Here is a 24377-nt window from a genome sequence, read left to right on the forward strand (position 1 = left end):
CACCATTCACATTTAGAACACGGTGCACATCCGCACATTGAGGGAAGAAACACTATGAGACTGAAATCCACCCGGCAGATTCTTTTCGCAAGTGCCGCGCTTCTCGCGCTTTCCGCACCGGCATTCGCACTGGATGGCAACGACGTTCTGAAAAAGATCAACGCCGCCTACGCCGCACAGGGCGGTGAAATCGCCGCCGGATCCGTCGCCGTCAACGGCGACACGGTGACGCTGAACGGCGTGACCTTCAATGCGGCTGCCGATCCGGCCAAAAAAATTCCGGTCGGCAACGTCACCCTTGAAGGCGTCGAGGAAAACAACGGCGGCTACAAGATCAAGAACGCGCGTTTCGACAATGTCGATTACAAGCAGGAAAACGTGGAGATCAAGGCCAACGACATCTACATGTCGGGTATCACCATCCCTGCCGATGCGACGACGGGCACGATTGATGCGCTGATGTTCTACGACGAGGCGCATAGCGGTCCGATTTCCGTCTCCATCGACGGCAAGCAGGCTTTCTCGCTCGAGGAAAGCAGCGCAACGATGTCTGTCAGCGACGACAAGGCCTCGATCGGCTTCGATCTCGACGCATCCGGCTTCAAAGCCGATCTCAGCGAAGTCAACGATCCGGCCACGAAAGACGCAATTGAAAAGCTCAATCTGCAGGCCCTTTCCGGCAACATGACCATGAGCGGAAGCTGGGAAGTTGCCTCCGGCACCGTAGACGTCGAGGAATATGCCATCGACCTCGACAAGGTCGGCCGTCTCAACATGTCGTTCGGTTTCTCCGGTTACACACTCGCCTTCATCAAATCGATGCAGGAGACGGTGAAGGCGCAGGCTGCAAATCCGAACAAGGAACAGGCCGAACAGGCAGCGGGCCTTGCCATGCTCGGCCTGATGCAGCAGCTTTCCTTCGTTAATGCCGAAATCAGCTTCGAAGATGCCAGCATCACCAAGCGCGCCATCGACTACGCTGCAAGCCAGCAGGGTATGACCAGCGATCAGCTTTCCCAGACCATCAAGGGCATGGCGCCCATCATGATGGCTTCGCTCAACGTTCCGGAATTGCAGAACATGGTGTCGGCTGCGATCAACGCCTACATCGACAATCCGAAGAGCTTCTCTATCTCGGCCGAACCGGAAAAGCCGGTTCCCTTCCCGATGATCATGGGCGCCGCCATGGGCGCGCCGAACACCCTGCCGACAATGCTCGGCGTGACGGTGACGGCAAACGAATAGCACAACAAAAAGCCCCGGTTACGCCGGGGCTTTTTACTTCCGGTCAGTGGATTGAGGCTGTCGCTCCATCCTGCTTGTCGTGCAGGGCGAAACGGTCGATCATATGGGCGCTCGCTTCGTTGACGCCGATCACCTCGACCGTCTTGCCGGTCTTGCGGAATTTCAGCACGACCTTGTCCAGCGCACCGACAGCCGAAATGTCCCACAGATGCGCCTGTGTGACGTCGATGGTGACCGTTTCCACGTCTTCGGCAAAATCGAAGGCGGCAATGAAGCTTTCCGTCGAGGCGAAGAAAATCTGCCCATCGACGCGGTAGATGCGGTGCCGACCATCCGCGACAAGCTCTGGACGAACGTGGAAGAGTTTTGAAACCTTCCCAGCGAAAAACACGCCGGAGAGAAGCACACCTGCGAGCACGCCTTTTGCGAGATCATGGGTCGCCAGCACGGTCCCGACCGTTACCAGCATGACGATGCTGGAAGACGGTGGATTGCGGCTGAGATCGAGAATCGAACGCCACGAGAAGGTGCCGATCGAAACCATGATCATGACAGCCACAAGAGCGGCCATTGGAATGATGCGGACAAGATCATCCAGCACCAGAATGAGGAACAGCAGGAAGGCGCCCGCCACAAAAGTGGAGAGCCTGCCCCTGCCGCCGGATCTGACGTTGATGACCGACTGGCCGATCATGGCGCAGCCGCCCATCCCGCCGATCAGCGCGGAGGCTATGTTGCCTGTCCCCTGCCCGATGCATTCCCGGCTCTTGTTGCTGCCGGTATCTGTCATGTCGTCAACGATCTGTGCCGTCAGCAGGGATTCCAGGAGACCGACGGCAGCCAGCGCTGCGGAATACGGAAAGATGATCTGCAGCGTTTCGAAAGTCAGCGGCACCTGTGGCAGGGCGAAGACCGGCAGCGTCGAGGGCAACTCGCCGAGATTGCCGACGGTGCGGATATCCATGCCGAAAAACACCGCTACGCAGGTCAAAACGACGATGGCGACCAGCGGCGACGGGATGATTTTCGTGACCAGCGGGAAGAGATAGATGATCGCAAGACCAGCCGCGATCATGACGTAGGTTGCGACAGGCACGCCTATCAGCTCGGGCAATTGCGCCATGAAGATCAGGATCGCCAGCGCATTGACGAAGCCGGTCATGACTGAGCGAGAGACGAAGCGCATCACCCGCCCGAGCCTTGCAAAGCCCGCAGCGATCTGCAGCACACCCATGAGGATGGTCGCCGCAAAGAGATATTGCAGGCCGTGTTCCTTCACCAGCGTCACCATCAGGACGGCTGTGGCGGCGGTTGCCGCGGAAATCATGCCCGGACGGCCACCGGTGAAGGCGCAGACGCAGGCAATGGCGAAAGAAGCAAACAACCCCACCTTCGGATCGACGCCGGCGATGACGGAAAAACCGATTGCTTCGGGAATGAGCGCGAGTGCGACGACAATGCCGGAAAGCACATCGCCGCGAATATTGGAAAACCACTCACGTCTGTAAGTCTGAAATCTGTTCATTTGATTTTTTCGCAAAGTATGACGCACCGGCCGGAAACGTGTCCGGTAGATTGAAAAAGAATGTCGGTGCTTTGCGTTGTCTGGCGGATCGGCGGCCAGAAGAGCCACCCGGAATTTCACCGGGTCCGTGGTGAGTGGTCCACCTATAGACGGCAAAAAAGCGGGCAGCAAGTTGCATGCCCGCTTTTCGATGCTGGCGATGCGCCTTACGAGGCTTCGCTGCGACCAATATTGGTGTTGTGCTGGGTTGGGCCGGTTCCCGACCAGTCGACCCTGCGGGTTGCGAACATGGTGGCAGCAATGGCGATGAAAGATATCAACGCGCCGGCCAGCAGCGCATATTCATCCTCATTCAGAACCAGATACATGACCCCATAAGCCACCGCCAGAACCGTAAACAGGGCTATCCCGTTCTGACGGCTATCGGTTGCGCTTCCGAGATAGGAGGAGATCAGGAGCGCTGTCAGAAGCGACGCCGCAGCATAGGCGATGGTGAAGCCCGTATGTTCCGCAAGTGCGAGCAGCAACACGTAGAAAACGATCAGCGCCAGCCCCGTCAGCACGTACTGGATCCAGTGCACGCTGCTGCCGCCCCTCAGTTCGACGATGAAGACGGCCAGGAACACCAGAGAGATGAAGCCTATCGAATATTTGAGTGTCCGGGCGATGATCTGGTAGAATTTCACGGGCTCGACGAGGTTGATCCTCATCAGACTGTCGGTCAGCGGCAGGCGCGAACTCTCGACCACGCGGTCTATGCCCCTTGCGAGATAGGGGATTGTCCAGTTGGCCGTGAAATCCGAGGCTGTGACGGTCTTTTCCTCCGGCAGGAACAGGCCTTCAAAGCCGGGATGCGGCCAGTTGGCCTTGGCCGCCAAACTGGTGGTCTGGCCGGCGGGCGCGACGGCAAAGCTGCCGGAACCATTCAGGGAGAAGGCTATATCGAAATCGAAGCCTTTCTCGACAAGGCCTCTTTCGATCGATCTGTGCACGCCGGCATCGGACCTGATGGACATGTCCTGCGCACCCGTGCGGGGCGCTATGACAGAGATATCACGCATGCCGGGATCGAACGGCAATACGGAACCGCCATCGATCCTGACACCGGCGCTCGAGCGAATGCCGGTCATATCCTGTATACTGAGAACGAGAATGGCGCTGTCGAGGCGGGGCGTGCCGGAGAAGCGGGCGAGATCCTGAAGGATGCCGGCACCGAACCGGCCTTTGAGGACAAGGTCGCCATTATAGACCGGCAGGCTGTAGATCGACAGCCGCTTCTCCTCGGTCTTCAGATCGGCCGTGACATCAAGCGTTTCCGGCATGACCAGCGCCCATTCGGTCGTGCGATCGACGATGCTCTGGCCGTTCACCTCGCGGCGTCTTTCCACGTCGAAAGGCACGGCGAGATAAGGGCCGTTCACCACCTGATCGCCACCCCAGCCGCTGGCGATACGGCCCGAAACATCCTCGGCCCGAGAGGCGCGCTCTTCCGTCAGCGCCCAGACGAGAAGCAGCGGTACGAGCAGAACCATCGATATGAAACCGATCATAAGAAACTTGGCGCCCGGTGAGCGCAGGCTGACGGCGAAGCCGTTGCGAGGCGGGGCTGGCGGCATCTGCCCACCGGCCGGGGCGAGGTCTTTTTCCGATTCATGTGCCATTCTGAAATCCTTATAAATATGATCGCGCCGCAACCTCAAGCGAAGTTCGGCCGGCGCTATCCCAAGTTTAAAATCCCCGATAGTCTTTGCGTCCCCAAAATGAGCGCAAAACTATACTGGGATCGGATTCCGGCTGATTACGTTCGGAATTCCGTTAAACTCGCGGTAAAATTGTGACTTTCACACGTTCGTTGCAGAAACAGAAAGGGCCGGCGTCGCCGCCAGCCCTTTTGTTCAAAACCCGTGGCGGTTGAGATCAGTCCTTCTTGGACGGAACCACGCGCAGCGCCAGCTCGCGAAGCTGGGTCGGCGTTGCCGGGGACGGCGCGTTCATCAGCAGGTCCTGTGCCTGCTGGTTCATCGGGAACAGCGTGATTTCGCGCAGGTTCTTCGCACCAACCAGAAGCATGACCACGCGGTCGATACCGAAGGCGCAACCGCCATGCGGAGGCGCACCGTACTGGAAGGCGCGGTAGAGACCGCCGAAGCGCTCTTCCACGTCGCTCTGCGACAGGCCGACCTTTTCGAAAGCCTTGACCATCAGCTCGGGCGACTGGTTACGGATAGAGCCGGAGGCGATTTCGAAGCCGTTGCAGACCGCGTCATACTGGAAAGCCTTGATGGAGAGCGGATCCTGTCCTTCCAGCGCTTCCATGCCACCCTGCGGCATGGAGAATGGGTTGTGGGCGAAATCGATCTTCTTTTCTTCGTCGTTGTATTCGAAGAAGGGGAAATCGACGATCCAGCACATTTCGAAACGGTCGCGGTCAATCAGGTTCAGCTCGTCGGCGGCACGGGTGCGCGCCTCGCCGGCAAACTTGTAGAACTTGGCGGGATCGCCCGCGACGAAGAAGCAGGCGTCGCCCGCCTCAAGGCCAAGCTGCTGGCGCAGCGCCTCGGTGCGTTCCTCGCCGATGTTCTTGGCAAGCGGACCGGAGCCGGCAACCTTGCCTTCTTCTTCCTTCCAGAAGATGTAGCCGAGGCCCGGCTGGCCCTGGCTCTGCGCCCAGGCGTTCATGCGATCACAGAATGCACGCGACCCACCGGTCTTGGCCGGGATAGCCCAGACCTGCACCTTGGGGTTGGAGGCGATCATGTTGGCGAAAACCTTGAAGCCCGAGCCATCAAAATGTTCGGTCACGGCTTCCATGACAATCGGGTTGCGCAGGTCCGGCTTGTCGGAGCCGTATTTACGGATCGATTCGTCATAGGGAATGCGCGGCCATTCTTTCGTCACCGGCTTGCCTTCGGCAAACTGTTCGAAAACGGCCGTCATCATGGGCTCCATCGTGGTCCAGACGTCTTCCTGGGTCACGAAGCTCATTTCGACGTCGAGCTGGTAGAATTCGCCCGGCAGACGGTCTGCACGCGGGTCTTCATCGCGGAAGCATGGAGCGATCTGGAAGTAGCGGTCGAAACCGGCCACCATCAGAAGCTGCTTGTACTGCTGAGGGGCCTGCGGCAGCGCGAAGAACTGGCCTTCGTGGATGCGCGAGGGAACGAGGAAGTCGCGCGCGCCTTCCGGCGAGGATGCGGTGAGGATCGGCGTCGTATATTCGGCAAAGCCCAGATCGCCCATACCCTTGCGCATGGAGGAGATGATCTGCGTGCGCTTGACGATGTTCTTGTGCAGGGTTTCGCGGCGCAGGTCGAGGAAGCGATACTTCAGGCGAACATCTTCGGGATATTCAGGCTCACCGAAGACGGGCAGCGGCAGTTCCTTGGCAACACCCAGAACCTCGATCTCCTGCGCATAAAGCTCGATCTCGCCAGTGGCCATGCCCTTGTTGATGGTGTCTTCGGACCGCGCCTTGACGAGACCGTCAATGCGGATCACCCATTCACCGCGCACCGTCTCGGCAACCTTGAAGGCCGGGCTATCGGGGTCGGCCACGACCTGGGTAATGCCGTAGTGGTCGCGAAGGTCGATAAAGAGAACGCCGCCATGATCTCGCACGCGATGAACCCAACCGGAAAGGCGAACGGTTTCGCCGACGTCGGACTTGCGGAGAGCGGCACAGGTGTGGCTGCGGTAACGATGCATTTTAATATCCTGGAGCGTGTCGTGGGCCAGATGGGCGGCACTGTCGAAATTTGCCGGAAAAGCGCATGACCAGCCCGATTTGTCAAGGCAAAGCACAACAATGTCGCGTTCAGCCTGTCCTTTCGCGCACCTTCGCTTTAGATAGTGCTTATTCAGCCCGCCAAACCGAGTCGGCCCGCAATGAGCCAGATCAGACCTCTTATCCCGCTTCTCGTCACCGCCGGCATTCTGATTGGCGGCAACGGTCTGCAGGGAACCTATATCGCGCTGCGGGGCCTGTCCGAAGGGTTTTCGGCCAGCACCATCGGCCTCATCAGCGCCGCCTACAGCATCGGATTCGCGCTCGGCTGCATTTCGGTGACGCGTCTTCTGCGCAAGATTGGCCATATCCGCACCTTCGCCACCATGGCGGCGGTCGCATCGGCCGCCTCGATCGCCATGCCGCTTGTTCTTCATCCCTTGTTCTGGATGTTGATGCGCTTCGTCATCGGTATTGCGGTCGCCTGTCTTTTCGCCGCGATCGAAAGCTGGATCAATGCGCAGGTGACGAATTCCAACCGTGCGCGCACGCTGTCCATCTATCGTTTCGTTGATCTCGGTTCCGTGACGCTCGCCCAATATATCATTCCCGTCGCCGGCATTGACGGGCCCGTGGTGTTTTCGCTGATCGCCATGGCGCTCACGCTGTCGCTGGTGCCGATCTCGATTGCCGACAAATCCAACCCCGCGCCGCCGAAACAGATCCCGTTCAATCTTTTCGCGGTGTGGCGCATCTCACCGCTTGCCGTCGTCGGCTGCGTGGCTGTCGGCCTCAGCATGGCGGCGTTTCGCAACATCGGGCCAATCTATGCCGAACAGATCGGCCTTTCCGTCACCGCCATCGCCACCTTCATGAGTGCGGGCATCATCGGCGGCGTGGTCTTGCAATATCCGCTCGGCGTCTATTCCGACCGTTACGACCGCCGCATCATCATTCTCGCCACCACGGCGTGCTCCGTGATTGTCGGTCTCTTTCTCGCCCTGTTCGCCGGCTCGGACGAATGGAGCAACATCATCGGCGTCTTCGTGTTCGGCGCCTTTGCCCTGCCGCTCTATTCACTCAGTTCCGCCCATGGAAATGACCATGCCAAAGAAGGCGAACATGCGATGGTGTCTGCCGGGCTGCTGTTCTTCTGGTCGGTGGGTGCAACCGTCGGGCCGCTGCTCGCCTCCGTCCTGATCGATCAGTTCGGTCCCAAAGCGCTGTTCAGCTACACGGCCGCGATCCAGATCGTTTTCATCGCCTACACCATATACCGGCTTAGGGTGCGCGAGGGTGTACCCGTTGAGGAGCGGAACTGGCGGTTCCGCCCGCTTTTGCGCACCTCGGCCTATTTTCAGAAGCTGGCCGCCCCTGCACCACCCAAAAACGACGGGCCGACGCCAAAACCACCTGAGAAAAACGATCCTTGAGCCTTCAAAAGCGGGCTTTGTATTGACATGCGCCCGGCAAAGGGAAAGTAAGACGGATAATTTTCACGAGTGGCCATTTGCAATGATTGAAACGACTGCCGCCCTCGCCGAAGCCTGCACGGAACTGGCGAAATCGGAATTCATTACCATCGACACCGAGTTTCTGCGTGAGACGACCTTCTGGCCCGAGCTTTGTCTCGTGCAGATGGCGAGCCCTACCCTTGAGGTACTGGTCGACCCGCTCGCCAAGGGTCTCGACCTAACGCCGCTGTTCGAACTCATGGCCAATCCCGATGTCGTGAAGGTTTTCCATGCGGCGCGTCAGGATATCGAAATCATCTATCATCTTGGCGGGCTTATTCCGCACCCGATCTTCGATACGCAGGTCGCGGCCATGGTGTGCGGTTTCGGCGATTCGATCTCTTACGACCAGCTGGTCCAGAGGATCAAGAATGTGCAGATCGACAAATCCTCACGTTTCACGGACTGGAGCCGCCGCCCGCTGACGGAAAAGCAGCTGGATTATGCGCTGGCCGACGTCACCCATCTGCGCGATGTCTATCTGGCGCTCAAGGCGCAGCTGGAGCGTGAAGGCCGCTCGCTTTGGCTGACCGAAGAGATGGACATTCTGGAATCGCGCGAAACCTATGACATGCATCCCGACGATGCCTGGCTGCGGTTGAAATCGCGCCTGCGCAAGCCGACGGAACTCGCCATCCTCAAATTTGTCGCCGCATGGCGTGAACGTGAGGCGCGGTCGCGCAACGTGCCGCGCTCACGCGTGCTGAAGGACGATGCGATCTTCGAAATTGCCCAACAGCAGCCGAAGGACACCGAGGCGCTGTCGCGGCTTCGCACCATCCCGAAGGGCTGGGAGCGCTCTTCCTCCGGCACGGCCATCATCGAGACCGTGAACGCGGCGCTGGCACTTCCGAAAGAGGAAATGCCGAAGGCGCCACGTCACAGCCACGCACCGGAAGGCTCCGGCGCTGCCGTGGAGCTGTTGAAAGTTCTCCTGAAGCTGACGGCAGACAAGCACGGCGTCGCAGCAAAGGTCATCGCCAACAGCGAAGATCTGGACAAGATCGCTTCCGAGGGCGAGGCTGCCACCGTGGCAGCGCTGACCGGTTGGCGGCGCGAACTGTTTGGCGATGTGGCGCTGAAGCTCATCAATGGCGAAGTGGCATTGCGTTTCGCCGGCAAGAAGGTCGAGGCGGTTGATGTGGCGGTGAGCGAGGCCTGATCGCCCGCGCCTCGCGCAGTTTTGCGCATTGTCCGGACGCAAAAGCGCCTCTGCTTTTACTGGACCTGCGCCAACCCAAATTTTGCCCGCATCGCGGTCCATCTCTTTGCAGATGGTCTCGCTTTGAGGGTATTTCCATGAAACCTGCCCGTGCTCTGCTGTTGGCCGCATCTATCGCGGCCGCAGGCATTTTCCCTACTCTTTCATCCACGTCAGCGCGCGCCGATGACGGCAAGGTCGATCTTCAGGGCGAATGGACGACCGATTGCCTTAAGATCGGCAAGAACGATCGTCACGGCATCGTCACTCGCATCACCATACGCGGTGGCCGCATGCATGCTGTCTCACAGATTTACGCCCGCAGCAGCTGCCAGCAGCCCACGGTGCAGGTGCGTTACGAAGGCACGCTGGATGGTGGCCTGAAGGACAACGACAGCATGCTCTTTGCCCATACCGTCACCTCAATCGCCATGACACCCAACGACCCCGCGGTTGTCGAGCATTATAATGGTGACCCGAAGGGTATCGGCTGCGGGTTCACTGGCTGGAAAGAGAATATTCCCTTCGATGTCGATGGTCGGACCTGCGCGGCCATCACCTTTGCCAGCAAGGGAGAAACCCTGTTCGACCGGGCATGGATAGACGGCAACCGGCTGCGTTTTGCCGCCTTCCCCGTCACATGGTCGAACCGCTCGCCGGACGACCGTCCGCAATCCCCGCTTGAAACGGTCTATTACAGAACATCCTATTAAGTAGTAGAGCCGGGTTCACAGCCCTTTTGCGGCAACGGGGCAACAGCCTTTCCAATCCTTCATGTGACCTTACCGAATGGTCACTTTTTGCAGCGCATTTTCCACATTAATGTCGCATATGACCTGAACAGAAGCTTCGCCTGACGGGGGCACGACGCTTCCCTTCCCCGAGATCAAGAACCGACATGAGAAAATTGCTGCCCATTCTGGATTACGTGGTGCTCTTCGTTGCCGTGGCCGGCAGCGGCGTGGCCTACGCGTTTCTGGAATACGGCGGCGGCGCGCTCATTGGCGCCACCTATGCGCTGTTCGCCTGTGCGCCCATCCTCGCCTTCGAGCGTGGTTACGTGCTGCCCGGTCTGTCGCGGCAGGTTAGCGCATTGCCGACACCGGCCTATATTGCCGTCGGCCTCATCATCTACGCCGTCCTCGTCTTCTGTGGCTTCGGGCTTGGCGGTACCATTCTGTGGGTTAGCGGCATATTTCCCGGCACCTGGAAACGGGCGGTGCATGCCGAGGTGCAGACACTGATCTTCACCCTTATCGTCTGCGGCATCATCGTTTTCATCATGCGCGTGCGCGAACTGCTGGGCCGTGACATCTTCATCGATCTCATACTTGGGCGCTATCGCCGTCCAGTCAGCGAAGACCGCGTCTTCATCTTCATCGACCTCGTCGGCTCCACTTCGTTTGCCGAAACCCATGGCGACCTGAAGGCGCAGGAGTTTCTGGGCGAAATCTTCGCGAGCTACGCAGCCCCCGTCAGAAGACATGGCGGCGTCATTGACGACTACATCGGCGACGCGGCCATCATCACCTGGCCCTATCACATGGCGATAAGGCGGGCAGCCTGCGTGCGCTGTGTTTTCGATATCCAGGCGACCATCGAGGACAAGCGCGACATGTGGCTCGCCCGTTTCGGTGAAGTGCCGCGCCTTCGCTTTGCGATTCATGGCGGGCCGGTCATAACAGCCGAAATCGGCGTCGATCACCACAAGATCACCTATTTTGGCGACACGGTGAACACCACTTCGCGGCTCGAATCACTGAGCAAGATGCTCGGCCATCCCGTGCTGATTTCGGCCGATCTCGCCCATCAGCTGGTGCTACCCAAAGGTGTACGCAGCGAATATCTCGGCGAACATGCTGTCAAGGGACGCGGCCAGACGCTCGGCGTGTGTACGCTCAGCCAATATCAGGCCCCAGCCGCCTGAAAAACCCCTGAAAACAAACGGGTAGCTTCGTTTCCGAGGCCGCCCGTCATCAAAATTCATCAAAGCTTCAAACTGCAATCACCTGCCTGTCATGTGGCACCCCTATCGCCTCAGTCCTGTCTTCAACAGGCATTGAGGGGTCTCCACCATGAAGCATATTCTTTTCGCACCTTTCGCCGTTCTTGCGCTCGCAACCGCATCCCATGCAGAGCAGGAGTTTCCGGCAAAGCTGGTCTCGCACGCCATTCTGCCGGCCAACACCATCATCGCAGCACCTGCCGATGCGCCGGAATATCTCAAGACATCCGCCAAGTTCACGACAGCCGACCGCAAGCGCGCCGAGGGTCTCGGCACCGTGCCCGGCAAGGATGGCGTTCGCCCGACCGGCCTCTCCATGCCGTTCAACGGCCAGGCCATGCAGGGCTTTTCCGGAATCAAGGCCATGGCGGACGGCAGCTTCTGGAGCCTTTCCGATAATGGTTTCGGCTCGAAACTCAACTCCAGCGACGCCATGCTGATGCTCCACCACATCAAATTCGACTGGGATGCCGGCAAGGTCAACGCGCTGGAGACCGTGTTCCTTTCCGACCCGGACAAGAAAGCTCCCTTCCCCATCGTCATGGAAGGTTCGACCAAACGTTACCTGACGGGCGCCGACTTCGACGTCGAATCCATTCAGCCCGTTGCCGACGGCTTCTGGGTGGGCGAAGAGTTCGGTCCCTACATCCTGAAATTCACCCGCGACGGCAAGCTGACCGACGTCATCGCCACCAAGGCCGGCGATATCGAGGTGAAGTCCCCGGATCATCCGACCCTGGCACTGCCCGGCAACCCCACGCAGAAATTGCCCGCTTTCAACCTGAAACGATCAGGTGGTTATGAAGGCATGGCGCTCTCCAAGGACGGCTCGAAGCTTTACGGCCTTCTCGAAGGCCCGCTCTACACCGCCGAAGGTCAGGTCGAAAAGACCGAAGACGGCTCAACCGCCCTTCGCATCATCGAGCTCGATACCGCCAAGAAGGAATGGACAGGCCGCACCTGGCTCTACCCGCTGGCGCAAGGTGGCGAAGCCATCGGCGATTTCAACATGCTGGACGAGAGCACCGCGCTGGTCATCGAGCGTGACAATGGCGCCGGCACCGCCGACAAGGCCTGCGCCGACCCGAAGAAGCCGGATGTAAACTGCTTTGCCGTACCTTCCAAGGTCAAGCGCATCTACAAGATCGAATTCAACGACGCCAATGCCGGCAAGGCAGCACGCAAGATCGGCTATATCGACCTGCTGAAGATCTCCGATCCTGATAACAGGAAGCGTCAGGGCGGCGGCAACGGTTTCTACGACATGCCGTTCGTCACCATCGAGAATGTCGACCGTGTCGACGCCACCCATATCATCGTCGGCAACGACAACAACCTGCCCTTCTCGGCCGGTCGTGCGCTGGACAAGGCTGACGACAACGAGTTCGTCCTGCTGGAAGTCAAGGACCTTCTCGACGCGAAGTAAGGAAAAGGGTGCCGGAATTCGTTCCGGCACCGTCAGCGCATCGGCGCAATCTCAACTGAACGGAGCGTTCCTGCGGCCTGAAAAAGGAAGCGAGGCGCTCCGTTACTGTACCGACCCAACCTGACCCGGAACCCGGTTCCGAAACAGGAAAGACCCGTCATGCAGGACAATGCCGAACGACTGTATTACGCCCTGAGGAAAAGCTGGTCGCTCGAAACCAGCAGCCTGTGGTCGAGGGAAAACCCAGCCAGGGGGCAAGGCGGCGTTACAGCTCTGGTGGTGCAGGATATTTTCGGTGGCGACCTCGCCAAAACCGTCGTTAGCGGCGCCGACCATTTCTACAATATCGTCAACGGCACCCGCTGGGATTTCACCTTCACCCAGTTCGATATTCCGGTCGGTTACGAGGACAGGCCCGCCACCCGCACGGAGGCGATGGCAAGGGCCACGCCCCTGCAATATGCCTATCTCAGCGCCTGTATCAGGAAGGCGCTGGGGCACGGTTGAATAATAACGGCTTGTAGCGAGGCGACCGGTTTGTCTCGGCGACAAACCGATTTCGGTCTGTCGTGTTTTTCGTTTGCGGTTCAAATCCACAACTTCAGCTTCTCCTCTCAAAGCAGACACAATCCATGGCATAGTACCGCAGGTAACGAGGTGTGCCGAGAGGAGAGTTGTGCGATGAGTGAGAGCTGCCAGGTCCTGACGCCCGCCGAACGGCAGGTTCAGGATATATTGCAACAGACAGAATCGGCGATGGTGTCCACTATTTTCGCAGCGCTTGAGCGTGCAAGCAAACAGACTGCTGTCGAACTCCAGTCAATCGGGTCTGAAATACAGCCACCGCCTCATGACTATTTTGCCGCTGTCGCACACCAGCAGCTTTTCCTGCTGTTATGCGGAGCCAACCTGGAAACATTCGAGGGCGGAGATCCCGAAGTCGCGCGTCACATCATTCAGAATGCCCAAAACATATCCGATCATTACTGGAAGTAAAAAAGCTGCGACCGCGGATGGTTCCGGCGGCTGACCGCGCTGTATGAAGCCAGATTTCGTTCCACGCAAAGCGCGCACACGATCTGCATTTCAAAAGGATATCTGGCCTAATCGGCTTGCCTTCGCAATTTCACGTCATATGCCCTTCATAGTCGCCGGTTACGCAGGCCGAAATCCGGAGACAGGCATGCACTCAACCGCACAACTCAATCGCCCCAAGCTCGCAGAGACAGTTATCCATTCGACGGCAAGCATAAGGGACTCGAACATAGGTAGCTGCTGCGAAATTTTGGCCGATACCTCTCTACACAACGTCGAACTCGGGAATTACTCCTACCTCGGACCCCGTTGTATTGTCGGTGATGCGACAATCGGGAAATTCTGCGCTATTGCCGCGGACGTCAGGATTGGCGCACCGAACCATCCAATGGACCGACCGTCCATGCACCGTTTCAGCTACTGCCCGGAATATTACGCTACAGAGGCGGTGCGCGACGACGCTTTTTTCGATCGCCGCAAGGAGGATCGCGCCGTCATCGGTCACGATGTCTGGATCGGTCACGGGGTCATCGTGCTGCCGGGCGTGAAGGTTGGAGACGGCGCCGTGCTTGCAGCAGGCGCGGTCGTCACCAAGGACGTGCCGCCCTACACCATCGTCGGGGGTGTTCCCGCGAAGATCATTCGCGAGCGGTTTTCGCAAACCGTGGCGGGGAAGCTTGCCAAAATCGCCTGGTGGGACTGGCCCTTCGAGACGATCATGGCGCGGCTAGCCTACTTTCAATCAAGCGATATCGACGCCTTTTGTCAGCGCTGGTCCTAGTATAGCCCAACAACTGCCTGCGGTGCCAAATGGCCGGCGTCTGCCCGTTACTCGAACACAAACGCCAACCGCTTGCCCGTCAGTTTCGCCAGTTGCTGCAGGCGTCCGTCCAGACGCTCGCCGGCAAAATCGCAATAGGCGTGTGGTACGACGAATTCCAGATCCAGATCCGGATTGGTGGATTTGCGGAATTTCAGGTGATCGACGACACCGGGCATGGAGGCTGAGAAGAGGTAAACGACGCGCAGCAGGCCGCCGAGCAACTTGCCGAGTTCCAGCAGGCGGTCACCCGCCATGGCGGCGAGCGGCTGTGTGGTACCGTTGTCGTTCAGCCCTTCGAAGCGGTAATAATTGGCAAGCGCAATATAGGCGCGGCCCGGATGGGTGATCGCCACGAAGGAGGAGTGGGCGATGATGTTGAGCGCCTGCAGGCCGCGATAGTCCGGATGTGCACGCCAGCTGATATCGGCCAGAAGGCAGGCCGCCTGCCGGTAACGGCTTTCCTCTTCCGTCTCCTCGATGCCGAAGACCGGAAAGGTGCGGCCGCTCCAGTCGGCCAGTTCGCGCGCATGTTCGGGCGAACGGGCACGCAGAATGGCAAGCTCGTCGGCCGTGACCAACAGCGGGTCGGTATCCCGCTCCGCTTCCGTCAGCAGCGAATAAAGATAACCTTCGCGTACGCCCTGCGCCGAGAAGGCGATCGTTGCCGGCTTCATCGCCTTTAGAACTTCACGCATGGCGATGGCGCCGAACGGCAGAAGCGAACGGCGGTTCTTGGAGACCGCCTGCCAGGCCGGGTCCTTGCTGTCCCTGGAGACGATGACTTCTTCCAGAAAATTCAGCATTTCCGCCAGCGGCAATTCATATCCCTGCATCATGTGCAGCGGATAACCCGTGATCTCCATGTGCAGCTTGGCGATGTTTCGCCACGTGCCGCCCACGGCATAAAAGGTACGCCCCTCGCCGGCCGCCAGCAGCTTTGCGAAGGATTTGACGTGCTTGCGGGCAATGGTCGTCGCCTTCTCCAGCGAGCCATCCGATTGCTCCGACAACCGAAGGCCGCCGAGCGGCAGGGTGATGCCCTCGCCGCAGTTCTTGCCTTTGATGTCGATGAGTTCCAGCGAACCGCCGCCCAGGTCGCCTGCAATGCCATCCGGGTCGTGGAAACCGCTGATCACGCCATAGGCGGAATAAAGCGCTTCCTTTTCGCCGGACAGCACCTCGATCTCGCAACCCAGTATGGCTTCGGCTTCACGGATGAAATCCGGGCCGTTTTCCGCTTCACGCGCTGCCGCTGTTGCCAGTACGTAGAGTTGCTGCGCCTGCGCCTGTTCGGAAAGCGCATGGAAGCGACGCAGTGCCATCAAAGCCCGGCTAACGCCTTCCTCATGCATCCGGCCCGTGAGGGCCAGTCCCTTGCCGAGACCGCAAAGGACCTTTTCGTTGAACAGCACGGCGGGCGCGCGGGAAAGACCTTCATATACGACGAGACGAACGGAGTTCGAACCAATATCTATGACGGAAACGGGGGCAAGGCCGGTCAGCCGCCCCTGTGCTTCTGATCGAGTCATTCAGCCTGTTTCTTGCGGGAAGAAATCAACCCGGCAATCAATTTGGGCGCACTTGATTTCAGGGCTTCACCACGTCCGGAAAGGCTGGGATTGGTCATGAAATAGTGCTGCGCGTTGAACGGTTCTTCGCCTTTACGCACCTCGATGCGCCTCGACGTTCCGTCCGCAAGTATCTCGTAGCTCTGCTGGTTGTCAATGAGATTGCCCAGCATAATCTGTGAAAGAACCTGCTCGTGCACGGTAGGGTTGGTGAGCGGCACCAGCGTTTCAACGCGGCGATCAAGGTTGCGCGGCATCATGTCGGCGGAGCCGATATAGACCAGCGCCTTGTCGGACGGCAGGCCGAAACCATTGCCGAAGCAGAAGATTCGGCTGTGCTCGAGGAAGCGGCCGACAATCGACTTGACGCGGATATTGTCCGACAGACCCGCAACCTGTGGGCGCAGGCAGCAAATGCCGCGCACGACGAGATCGATCTCCACGCCAGCCGCGCTGGCGCGGTAAAGCGTATCGATAATCTCGGGATCGACCAGCGAGTTCATCTTCATCCAGATCGCCGCCGGCGCACCGCGCTTGGCGTGCTCGATCTCTTCATTGATGTGCTTCACGATGCGCGCACGCAGCGTATAAGGCGAAATGGCGAGCTTCATGCCCTCTTCCGGTTCGCCGTAACCCGTGATGAAGTTGAAGATATTCGCCATGTCGTGGGCGATCTTCGGGTTGCAGGTGAAGAAGGACAGGTCGGTATAGATCTTGGCCGTGATCGGGTGGTAGTTGCCGGTGCCGAGGTGGCAATAGGTTCTGAGCTTGCCGTCCTCGCGGCGCACCACCATCGACATCTTGGCATGCGTCTTGAGTTCGATGAAGCCGAACACCACCTGCACGCCGGCCCGCTCCAGATCGCGCGCCCAACGGATGTTCGCCTCTTCGTCGAAACGCGCCTTCAATTCGACCAGCGCGGTAACGGATTTGCCGGCTTCCGCCGCGTCGATCAGCGCGCGAACGATCGGGCTGTCGTTGGAGGTGCGGTAAAGCGTCTGCTTGATGGCGAGCACTTCGGGGTCGCGCGCGGCCTGCAACAGGAACTGCACAACCACGTCGAAGCTTTCATAGGGGTGGTGAACCACCATGTCTTTTTCGCGGATGGCGGCAAGGCAATCGCCGGCATGTTCACGCACGCGCTCGGGGAAACGGGCGTTGTAAGGCTCGAACTTCAGGTCGTCGCGCGGTGCGCGCACGATTTCCGAGATGGTGTTGAGCGCGAGCAAGCCGGGCAGAACGGCAACGCGATTATCAGGCACGCCAAGCTCGTGCACCACGAACTGGCGGAGCGACTGCGGCATTTCGCTGTCGGTCTCAATGCGGATAACCGAACCGCGGCGGCGGCGCTTCAGCGCGCTTTCGAAGAAGCGGACCAGATCTTCCGCCTCTTCCTCCACCTCGATATCGCTGTCACGGATGATGCGGAACGTGCCGAATCCACGGACTGTATAGCCCGGATAAAGACGGTGAATGAACAGGCCGACCACATCTTCTAGCGTGATGTAGCGGATGGCGTTTTTCTCATCCGGCAAACGAACGAAGCGGTCGAGCGCCGTCGGAAGACGCAACAGCGCTGTCATCGGCTCGCGGCCGTTGACGCTGTCGAGCTGCAGGCCCATCGAGAAACCGAGGTTCGGAATGAAGGGGAACGGGTGCGCAGGGTCGATGGACAGCGGCGTCAGCACCGGGAAAATACGTTCCTCGAACTCGGTGCCCAGCCAGGTACGATCCGCTTCGGAAAGTGCGGCAGGCCGCACGATGAAGATTTCTTCCTTGGCGAGATATTGCTGCAGAACCGCAAGCGAAGCCTGCTGCTCCATCTGCAGGTTGTCGATTTCCTTCAAAATGTCTTCCAGCTGCTCGGCCGGTGTCTTGCCGTCAGGTGTCTTGACCGTAATCTTCTGGCGCACCTGGCCTTCGAGGCCGGCGACGCGGACCATGAAGAATTCATCGAGGTTGGCGGCGGAGATGGACAGAAAACGCAGCCGCTCCAACAGCGGATGATCCGTGTTCAGCGTTTCTTCCAGAACACGCCGATTGAACTGGAGCCAGGAGAATTCGCGGTTGATGAAGCGCGCGGGGCTGTCCCAGAGGTTCTCGCCCTCGGTCATCGGCTGAACCTTGTTGAAGTCGTCCTGCACAATAGCGTCCATGTCCTGTACCATCCCCTGACTTTCCGTCCCGTGATCCTGCTGCATCCCGCGATCGTCCCTCTTGCCCGTATAACAGTTTGACGACGGAACTGTGACAGTCAATCGACCTCCAGCCCGCTACCCCTTGTCCCTTCGCCTATCGCGTTAAGGACTTCCGCCGCCAAGGGACGGGTTATCCTTGTTCCACGCGAGAGCGCCAGCCTGTCGATACGGTCCACAATCGTCTGCGCCGTATCGAGTGAACGCTCCATTCTGTTGACGATGTAGCCTATGAGTTTGTCATCCATATAAAGCTGCCGGTCGGCGAAGAGTTTCACCAAAACCTGTGCCAGAAGACCCTCGTCGGGCTCGCCTGTCTCCACCACAGTCACGGCTTTCAGGCGTGAGCGCAGGTCCGGCAGGGTCACCGGCCATGCGGCCGGCCATTGCCGGCTGGTCATCAAAAGCGTGGTGCCGTGCTGGCGCACGCTGTTGATGACATGGAAAAGTTCGGTGTCGTCAAAACCGCGGCGATCGGCATCCTCGAACAGAACCGGTCCGGTTTCGGCAAGGCGCGCAGCGCCAACACCGGCTTGTGGGTGGATATCCTGCGCGCTGCTGATATTTTTCCAGATATTGGCGAGATGCGATTTTCCCGAACCCGGAGGCCCGGCCAGCACCACCACGGGCGAAGGCCAGTTCGGCCATTCATCCACAAGGCTGACGGCAGCCTTGAGCGAGTCGGACACGAGAAGATCGTCCCTTCCGGAAGCGGACTGGTGTGAGAATGCGAGCGGCAGCTGCTCGGCCTTCGACCGGGCGTTGTCGTTTTTGATTTGGTCAGTCATCGTTAGCCCTGAGAGTCAACCTTGCCGGAGGACGTTTCCTGTTCTTCCCAGGGAAGGTTGGCGGCGTGCCCATGGTAAAGATCGCTTTCAAGATATCGCGACAATGCAAAGCGGACAAGCACGCCAACGGCTGCCGCCGCCGGCACGGCGACCAGAAGGCCGACGAAACCGAAAAGCGCACCGAAGGCGAACAATGCGAACATCAGCCACACCGGATGCAGGCCGACGCTGCTGCCGACGAGCTTCGGCTGCAGGATGTTGCCTTCGATGAACTGGCCGGAAAAGAACACGGCAAGTGTCAGAAATACATAGATGTAATCAGGCCAGAACTGCACAATGGCGACGCCGACGGCAAGGATGAGGCCGACCATCGAACCAATATAGGGAATGAAGCTGATAAGGCCGGAGAAAAGGCCGATCAGCAGGCCGAAATTCAGGCCCACCAAGGACAGGCCGACAGCGTAATAAACACCAAGGATGAGGCAGAGCGACCCCTGCCCGCGCACGAAGCCGGCAATCGTCCTGTCCATGTCGCGGGCGATCTGGCGGACGGTATGCACGTAGTCGCGCGGTATCCAGCTATCGACCTTGTCGATCATCCGGTCCCAGTCGAGCAGCAGGTAGAAGGCGACGACGGGTGTGACGACCAGCAGCGACATGACATCGACCAGCGATTTGCCGGAATTCCAGATCTGCGTCAGCAGGGTGCCGATGAAGCCCGCGCCTTCGGTCAGCAGCTTGGAAAAATTCTCCTTCACTGCATTGATCTGGTTGCTCACCCAGTCAGGCAGCAGATTGGCGTCCGCACCGGCGATCAACTGCTGCAGGGACGAGATATATTGCGGGATGCGCGTGATGAATTCGGATGCCTGGGCGGCAATCAGCGGAATGATGATAATGAGCGACAGCGCGAAAATCAGCACGAAGGTGACGAGGATAACGACGGTCGCCATCAACCGGCTCAGGCCTCGGCGCTCCAGCCAGTCGGCAACCGGATCGAGAAAATAGGCAAGTGCCATGCCCGCCACGAAAGGTAGGAGGATGGAGCTGAAGACCATCAGGAAAAAGATAAAGACGGCAAGCACGCCTATCCAGAAAAAAACCTGCCGGCGCAGGCTCGTACCGCTCACATGGGGTTGCATCCGTTCATCCTCTTGTCGCCGCGCCGTCATTGCCCATGATGGAGATAGGATGCGCATATGCACATGGTCAAGGCCGGTGGTCCGGTAGCGATAGACACGGCGGTTACCAGGTCTGTGCAACGACGACGGGTTTTCAAGTCTGCGCTGCGCATATCGCTGTCGAGAGGCCCGAGGCACACAAAACGTCAAACCGTCGCAAAGCCGTTAAAAACCGGAGCTTTTGCCACTCAAACCCTTGCATCGGGCCCCGTCCCGTGCGAATGGCGACGCCAAAGGAACCAGCGGAGACGAGAGCGATGAGCCAGTCGGGCAAGAACGGTCTTACCTATAGTGACGCAGGTGTGGATATCGACGCCGGCAACCTGATGGTCGAAAAGATCAAACCGGCGGTGCGCTCGACGCGGCGTCCCGGCGCGGATGGCGAAATCGGCGGCTTCGGCGGCCTGTTCGATCTGAAGGCCGCAGGCTTTAACGACCCGGTTCTGGTGGCCGCCAATGACGGCGTCGGCACCAAGTTGAAGATCGCCATCGACGCGAATTTCCATGACACCGTCGGCATCGACCTCGTAGCCATGTGCGTCAACGATCTCGTCGTGCAGGGCGCAGAACCACTGTTCTTCCTCGACTATTTCGCGACCGGCAAGCTCGACCCGGATCAGGGCGCTGCCATCGTTTCCGGCATTGCTGCCGGCTGCCGCGAATCCGGCTGTGCGCTGATCGGTGGTGAAACTGCTGAAATGCCCGGCATGTATTCCGATGGCGACTATGATCTCGCGGGCTTTGCCGTGGGTGCTGCCGAACGTGGCCAGCTTCTGCCCGCCGGCGATATTTCCGAAGGCGACGTCATTCTCGGGCTTTCGTCCTCCGGCGTTCATTCCAACGGTTTTTCGCTGGTGCGCAAGATCGTTTCGGTCTCCGGCCTTGACTGGGACGCCCCGGCACCCTTCGCAGATGGCAAGAAGCTTGGCGAAGCGCTGCTGACGCCGACGCGCATCTATGTAAAGCCGCTTTTGAAGGCAATCCGCGAGACCGGCGCGCTGAAGGCGCTGGCGCATATTACCGGCGGCGGTTTCCCGGAAAATATTCCGCGCGTTCTGCCCAAACATCTCGCCGCCGAGATCGATCTCGACGCGATCGAGGTTCCGGCTGTGTTCTCGTGGCTTGCAAAAACCGGTGGCGTTGAAGCCAAAGAAATGCTGCGTACGTTCAACTGTGGTGTCGGCATGATCGTGGTCGTTTCGGCTGAAAATGCCGCCAAGGTCACCGATGCTCTGACGGCGGAAGGCGAGACCGTGTTCCCGCTCGGCCGCATGGTCGCCCGCGAAGAGGGTGCGCAGGGCACGATCTACAAGGGCGCCCTCAGCCTATGATGAGCGCCGCCTCTCGATCTGGCCGCGCACGTGTCGTCGTTTTCATTTCCGGTAGCGGTTCCAACATGGTGTCGCTTGCCAAGGCCTGTCAGGAAACGCATTTTCCGGCCGAGATCGCCTGTGTAATTTCAGACAAGGCGTCGGCAGGCGGGCTGGAAAAGGCGCGGGCGTTCGGTATTCCCACGCTCGTTTTCGAACGCAAGACCTATGCCAGCAAGGCCGAGCATGAGGGAGCCATTCTGGCCGCACTTGGCGAGATTGCGCCTGATATCATCTGTCTTGCCGGTTACATGCGGCTGATCTCAGGGGATTTCATCGCCCCCTACGAAGGCCGCATCATCAATATCCACCCTTCCCTGCTGCCGCTTTTCCCCGGCCTGCACACCCACCAGCGCGCCATCGACAGCGGCATGAAGATTTCCGGCTGCACCGTACATTTTGTAACCGAAGGCATGGACGAAGGCCCGACGATCGCGCAGGGCGCGGTGCCGGTTCTTTCCGACGACACGGCCGAGACGCTGGCAGCGCGGATACTCACCGTCGAACACCAGCTTTATCCACTTGCCCTGAAGCAGCTTGCGGAAGGCAAGGTGCGGATGGAAGGTGGAAAAGCCATTTCCAGCGGCGACGCAAGTAAATCCGAGTATCCCAGCCTGATTTCTGTTTACTGATAAATATTTCACTAAAGTACAAAGATACTTAAAGTGGTATTTCCTATAAAATAAACCGAACGTTTACCATAATCACCTCTAATGCCCGCAACGGCCCCGCATTTTGGAGCCCTCCGGTCATTCAGGAGCGATTATGCTATTTTCGAGGTTTTCCCTGCCGCTTTCGGCCGTTTTACTGGTGGGCACGAGCCTGCCGCTCGCCGCCGAGCAAAGCGGCATCACCGCTTCGCTCGATGCCGGTGTTCTAAACATCAAGGCCACCGAGACCTTTTACAACGGAAGCCACAAAAACAGTCAACTCGACTGGAAAACAACAAATGCCATGGCGTTACGCGGATCGCTTGGACTTGAGCTGTCGCCCGAGTGGCGCATAAAAACGGAAGGTCGAATCGGCTTTGCTGGCGATGGCTACATGACCGACTACGATTGGCTGCCTCCCTATTACAGGGATACATCGAAAACTGGATGGAGCGACCGCTCACAGCACGGCGATACCCGCCTCGACCACTACCTGACCGGAAGCATCGAACTCAACAGAACACTGCTGGAAGACCCGCTGCAGCACCTCAGTGCCGGTATCGGCTTTCGCTATACCGACGTGCAGTGGTCCGCCTATGGCGGTGACTACATCTACAGTTGGAGAGGATTTCGCAATAATGTCGGTGAGTTCAACAATAGCGAAAAAGCTATCACCTACCGGCAGCAAATCCCCGTATTTTACGGCAATGTGACCGGTGGGCGCAAATTCGGGAACTGGTCGCTGAATGCCGGCCTCGAAGGCGGCGCAATGATCTATGCGAAAGCCACGGACGATCACTGGATGCGTTCGATCCGCTTCACCGACAAATTCCATGTTGGCGGCATGTTCGGAGCAAAAGCGGGCATCGCCTATGCCCTGACTGAGAATGCCTCCCTCTACCTGGATGGCGCATACGAATATACGAGCTTCGGTCGCGGTGACAAAACCCTCACACCGACTGGCGGAACTACCGGCCTGTTTTATAAAGATTCGGCGGGCGGCGATATGCAGTCGCTTTTCGTTGGGGCCGGCGTAAAGGGCAGATTCTGAGTTGAAGGCTTCCGGTTGAGGCGGGGGAAGATGTTATTATCGCACGCAGAACGAAGCTGTGGCATGCCTCGTAAAAGCGATCGATCCTCAATCTCGTCGACACCTCATCTCTGCGATGCGGACAGAACGGTCGCAACGAAAAAAGACAACTCCGGATGAGGTCAAGGCGTGGAAAGAAGAAGGCCGCAAGTAATGGCCTTTGTCGTGGACGCCTCGGTAGTCGCGGCTTGGTTCCTGCCTTACGAGGACGGCACAATCGCCGATCACGTCTCCATCATCCGCCTGGCACGAAACATGCGCTTCCCGCCTATGATGCTGCCTACCTCTCGCTTGCGATTTCGCACAATGTGCCTTTAGCAACACATGATAGGAAGCTTGCGGCTGCGGCAAAGTTGGAAAACGTTGCGTTCGCTTAAGGTTTGCGTAGAGCCGCTCGATTCAACATGGCCCACTGCAACAGAATAATCGTCTTGGAATCGGTGATTTCGCCGGACGCGATCATCGCGAAGGCTTCGTCGAGGCCGTAGGTCAGAACCTCCAGATCCTCGCCTTCGGTTTCCAGACCGCCACCGCTGCCGGCCTGCACGTCGAGATCGATGCGGGCGACGAAGAGGCTGACTTTTTCGGTGAGCGTTCCCGGGCTGGCATACATGTCGAACAGGTATTCGACCTTTTCCACCGCGTAGCCAGATTCTTCCATGGCCTCGCGGCGAATGGCGTCGGCCGCGTTGTCGTCATCGAGGAGCCCCGCTGGCACTTCGATCATGAAGCTTGGATCGCCGTTCACGAAGACGGCAGGGCGGAACTGGCGCACCATCACCACGCTGTCGCGTTTGGCATCGTATAGAAGGATGGCGGCGGCGCTGCCGTGATCGTGGACTTCCCTGATGATGCGGATTGTCTTGCCATCCGGCATGCGCTGATCGAAAATGAGCTTCTGCATATGCACGAAGCCCTTCCACACCGTTTCCTTTTCCACCAGCCGGACCCTGCCGGAATCAGTGTCGGCCGGAACGTTTTTCGCTTGCGTCTGTGTCACCGGATATTCCCTTGCCTGTCGCGGAAGTGTTCAGCTT

General features: G+C 58.8%; 20 protein-coding genes and 1 other annotated feature. Of the genes, 12 read left to right on the forward strand and 8 right to left on the reverse strand.

Annotation, left to right across the window (positions count from 1 at the left end; all coding sequences use genetic code 11):
- Positions 1-54: 54 nt before the first annotated feature.
- Positions 55-1245: a hypothetical protein gene (locus AB4Z23_RS14620; RefSeq protein WP_112496651.1), complete on the forward strand. Its 1191-nt coding sequence runs from the start codon at positions 55-57 to the stop codon at positions 1243-1245.
- 43 nt (positions 1246-1288) lie between these two features.
- Here the strand turns inward: AB4Z23_RS14620 and AB4Z23_RS14625 are convergent, their stop codons facing one another.
- The 3 genes from AB4Z23_RS14625 to aspS all read right to left on the reverse strand — a co-directional run bounded on the left by AB4Z23_RS14625 (position 1289) and on the right by aspS (position 6475).
- A complete protein-coding gene (locus AB4Z23_RS14625) occupies positions 1289-2770 on the reverse strand; it encodes a SulP family inorganic anion transporter (protein WP_065688204.1) in 1482 nt (493 codons plus the stop codon).
- Between the two features lie 74 nt (positions 2771-2844).
- Positions 2845-2900, reverse strand: a sequence feature (sul1 is cis-regulatory element that is thought to sense ions involved in sulfur or methionine metabolism; They are found in Alphaproteobacteria).
- Between the two features lie 76 nt (positions 2901-2976).
- Complete coding sequence (gene creD, locus AB4Z23_RS14630) at positions 2977-4431, reverse strand: cell envelope integrity protein CreD (protein ID WP_003512481.1); 1455 nt, start codon at positions 4429-4431, stop codon at positions 2977-2979.
- A gap of 256 nt (positions 4432-4687) precedes the next feature.
- Complete coding sequence (gene aspS, locus AB4Z23_RS14635; RefSeq protein ID WP_003512477.1) at positions 4688-6475, reverse strand: aspartate--tRNA ligase; 1788 nt, start codon at positions 6473-6475, stop codon at positions 4688-4690.
- 180 nt (positions 6476-6655) lie between these two features.
- Here aspS and AB4Z23_RS14640 point away from each other — a divergent pair, with 180 nt between their 5' ends.
- The 8 genes from AB4Z23_RS14640 (at position 6656) to AB4Z23_RS14675 (ending at position 14456) form a co-directional block, all read left to right on the forward strand.
- Positions 6656-7927, forward strand: coding sequence for an MFS transporter (locus tag AB4Z23_RS14640; RefSeq protein WP_003512472.1), 1272 nt, complete (start codon positions 6656-6658; stop codon positions 7925-7927).
- A gap of 82 nt (positions 7928-8009) precedes the next feature.
- Positions 8010-9170, forward strand: coding sequence for a ribonuclease D (gene rnd, locus AB4Z23_RS14645; RefSeq protein ID WP_003512471.1), 1161 nt, complete (start codon positions 8010-8012; stop codon positions 9168-9170).
- A gap of 137 nt (positions 9171-9307) precedes the next feature.
- Positions 9308-9922, forward strand: coding sequence for a hypothetical protein (locus AB4Z23_RS14650; RefSeq protein WP_162724299.1), 615 nt, complete (start codon positions 9308-9310; stop codon positions 9920-9922).
- A 185-nt stretch (positions 9923-10107) separates the two neighbouring features.
- Positions 10108-11136, forward strand: a complete 1029-nt coding sequence (locus AB4Z23_RS14655) for an adenylate/guanylate cyclase domain-containing protein (protein ID WP_003512469.1) — start codon at positions 10108-10110, stop codon at positions 11134-11136.
- A gap of 148 nt (positions 11137-11284) precedes the next feature.
- Positions 11285-12640 (forward strand): esterase-like activity of phytase family protein, encoded by a 1356-nt coding sequence (locus AB4Z23_RS14660; protein WP_112959025.1) that lies wholly within the window; start codon positions 11285-11287, stop codon positions 12638-12640.
- Between the two features lie 159 nt (positions 12641-12799).
- On the forward strand, positions 12800-13147 hold the full coding sequence (locus AB4Z23_RS14665; protein WP_003512467.1) for a YunG family protein: 348 nt from the start codon (positions 12800-12802) through the stop codon (positions 13145-13147).
- Positions 13148-13321: 174 nt separating this feature from the next.
- Positions 13322-13636 (forward strand): hypothetical protein, encoded by a 315-nt coding sequence (locus tag AB4Z23_RS14670; RefSeq protein ID WP_112674507.1) that lies wholly within the window; start codon positions 13322-13324, stop codon positions 13634-13636.
- 187 nt (positions 13637-13823) lie between these two features.
- A complete protein-coding gene (locus AB4Z23_RS14675; RefSeq protein WP_112290002.1) occupies positions 13824-14456 on the forward strand; it encodes a DapH/DapD/GlmU-related protein in 633 nt (210 codons plus the stop codon).
- 47 nt (positions 14457-14503) lie between these two features.
- On the opposite strand, the gene ppx is transcribed toward AB4Z23_RS14675, so the two are convergent.
- The 4 genes from ppx to AB4Z23_RS14695 all read right to left on the reverse strand — a co-directional run bounded on the left by ppx (position 14504) and on the right by AB4Z23_RS14695 (position 20191).
- A complete protein-coding gene (ppx, locus tag AB4Z23_RS14680; RefSeq protein WP_003512464.1) occupies positions 14504-16027 on the reverse strand; it encodes an exopolyphosphatase in 1524 nt (507 codons plus the stop codon).
- Positions 16024-18222, reverse strand: a complete 2199-nt coding sequence (locus AB4Z23_RS14685) for an RNA degradosome polyphosphate kinase (protein WP_075807550.1) — start codon at positions 18220-18222, stop codon at positions 16024-16026. Before AB4Z23_RS14685 ends, ppx begins: the two co-directional genes overlap by 4 nt.
- Before the next feature lie 98 nt (positions 18223-18320).
- The gene (gene hdaA / locus AB4Z23_RS14690) at positions 18321-19049 is read right to left on the reverse strand and encodes a DnaA regulatory inactivator HdaA (protein WP_421476470.1); all 729 of its coding nucleotides are present in this window, start codon (positions 19047-19049) and stop codon (positions 18321-18323) included.
- Positions 19050-19051: 2 nt separating this feature from the next.
- A complete protein-coding gene (locus AB4Z23_RS14695) occupies positions 19052-20191 on the reverse strand; it encodes an AI-2E family transporter (protein WP_013635868.1) in 1140 nt (379 codons plus the stop codon).
- Positions 20192-20487: 296 nt separating this feature from the next.
- Here AB4Z23_RS14695 and purM point away from each other — a divergent pair, with 296 nt between their 5' ends.
- From purM to AB4Z23_RS14710, 3 genes are all read left to right on the forward strand, one after another.
- Positions 20488-21561 (forward strand): phosphoribosylformylglycinamidine cyclo-ligase, encoded by a 1074-nt coding sequence (gene purM / locus AB4Z23_RS14700; RefSeq protein ID WP_112289778.1) that lies wholly within the window; start codon positions 20488-20490, stop codon positions 21559-21561.
- Positions 21558-22232 carry a phosphoribosylglycinamide formyltransferase gene (purN, locus tag AB4Z23_RS14705; RefSeq protein WP_025593013.1) on the forward strand — a complete coding sequence of 225 codons (675 nt, stop codon included), beginning with the start codon at positions 21558-21560 and terminating at the stop codon, positions 22230-22232. The genes purM and purN overlap by 4 nt, the downstream gene beginning before the upstream one ends.
- Before the next feature lie 133 nt (positions 22233-22365).
- Positions 22366-23301: an omptin family outer membrane protease gene (locus AB4Z23_RS14710; RefSeq protein ID WP_025593011.1), complete on the forward strand. Its 936-nt coding sequence runs from the start codon at positions 22366-22368 to the stop codon at positions 23299-23301.
- Positions 23302-23713: 412 nt separating this feature from the next.
- Here AB4Z23_RS14710 and AB4Z23_RS14715 read toward each other — a convergent pair whose 3' ends face one another.
- A complete protein-coding gene (locus AB4Z23_RS14715) occupies positions 23714-24340 on the reverse strand; it encodes an NUDIX domain-containing protein (RefSeq protein WP_025593009.1) in 627 nt (208 codons plus the stop codon).
- Positions 24341-24377: the final 37 nt, after the last annotated feature.

It is taken from the genome of Agrobacterium sp. MCAB5 (genome assembly GCF_052114365.1).
In the GTDB taxonomy this organism is placed as follows: domain Bacteria; phylum Pseudomonadota; class Alphaproteobacteria; order Rhizobiales; family Rhizobiaceae; genus Agrobacterium; species Agrobacterium tumefaciens.

What these genes read in the sequence shown, in the direction of transcription:
- AB4Z23_RS14625 (WP_065688204.1), bottom strand. Translation starts at nt 2,770, where the DNA reads ATGAACAGATTTCAGACTTACAGACGTGAGTGGTTTTCCAATATTCGC.
- AB4Z23_RS14670 (WP_112674507.1), top strand. Translation starts at nt 13,322, where the DNA reads ATGAGTGAGAGCTGCCAGGTCCTGACGCCCGCCGAACGGCAGGTTCAG.
- purM (WP_112289778.1), top strand. Translation starts at nt 20,488, where the DNA reads ATGAGCCAGTCGGGCAAGAACGGTCTTACCTATAGTGACGCAGGTGTG.
- AB4Z23_RS14660 (WP_112959025.1), top strand. Translation starts at nt 11,285, where the DNA reads ATGAAGCATATTCTTTTCGCACCTTTCGCCGTTCTTGCGCTCGCAACC.
- AB4Z23_RS14665 (WP_003512467.1), top strand. Translation starts at nt 12,800, where the DNA reads ATGCAGGACAATGCCGAACGACTGTATTACGCCCTGAGGAAAAGCTGG.
- AB4Z23_RS14640 (WP_003512472.1), top strand. Translation starts at nt 6,656, where the DNA reads ATGAGCCAGATCAGACCTCTTATCCCGCTTCTCGTCACCGCCGGCATT.
- hdaA (WP_421476470.1), bottom strand. Translation starts at nt 19,049, where the DNA reads ATGACTGACCAAATCAAAAACGACAACGCCCGGTCGAAGGCCGAGCAG.
- rnd (WP_003512471.1), top strand. Translation starts at nt 8,010, where the DNA reads ATGATTGAAACGACTGCCGCCCTCGCCGAAGCCTGCACGGAACTGGCG.
- AB4Z23_RS14655 (WP_003512469.1), top strand. Translation starts at nt 10,108, where the DNA reads ATGAGAAAATTGCTGCCCATTCTGGATTACGTGGTGCTCTTCGTTGCC.
- ppx (WP_003512464.1), bottom strand. Translation starts at nt 16,027, where the DNA reads ATGACTCGATCAGAAGCACAGGGGCGGCTGACCGGCCTTGCCCCCGTT.
- creD (WP_003512481.1), bottom strand. Translation starts at nt 4,431, where the DNA reads ATGGCACATGAATCGGAAAAAGACCTCGCCCCGGCCGGTGGGCAGATG.
- AB4Z23_RS14695 (WP_013635868.1), bottom strand. Translation starts at nt 20,191, where the DNA reads ATGCAACCCCATGTGAGCGGTACGAGCCTGCGCCGGCAGGTTTTTTTC.
- AB4Z23_RS14710 (WP_025593011.1), top strand. Translation starts at nt 22,366, where the DNA reads ATGCTATTTTCGAGGTTTTCCCTGCCGCTTTCGGCCGTTTTACTGGTG.
- aspS (WP_003512477.1), bottom strand. Translation starts at nt 6,475, where the DNA reads ATGCATCGTTACCGCAGCCACACCTGTGCCGCTCTCCGCAAGTCCGAC.
- AB4Z23_RS14675 (WP_112290002.1), top strand. Translation starts at nt 13,824, where the DNA reads ATGCACTCAACCGCACAACTCAATCGCCCCAAGCTCGCAGAGACAGTT.
- AB4Z23_RS14620 (WP_112496651.1), top strand. Translation starts at nt 55, where the DNA reads ATGAGACTGAAATCCACCCGGCAGATTCTTTTCGCAAGTGCCGCGCTT.
- AB4Z23_RS14650 (WP_162724299.1), top strand. Translation starts at nt 9,308, where the DNA reads ATGAAACCTGCCCGTGCTCTGCTGTTGGCCGCATCTATCGCGGCCGCA.
- purN (WP_025593013.1), top strand. Translation starts at nt 21,558, where the DNA reads ATGATGAGCGCCGCCTCTCGATCTGGCCGCGCACGTGTCGTCGTTTTC.
- AB4Z23_RS14685 (WP_075807550.1), bottom strand. Translation starts at nt 18,222, where the DNA reads ATGGACGCTATTGTGCAGGACGACTTCAACAAGGTTCAGCCGATGACC.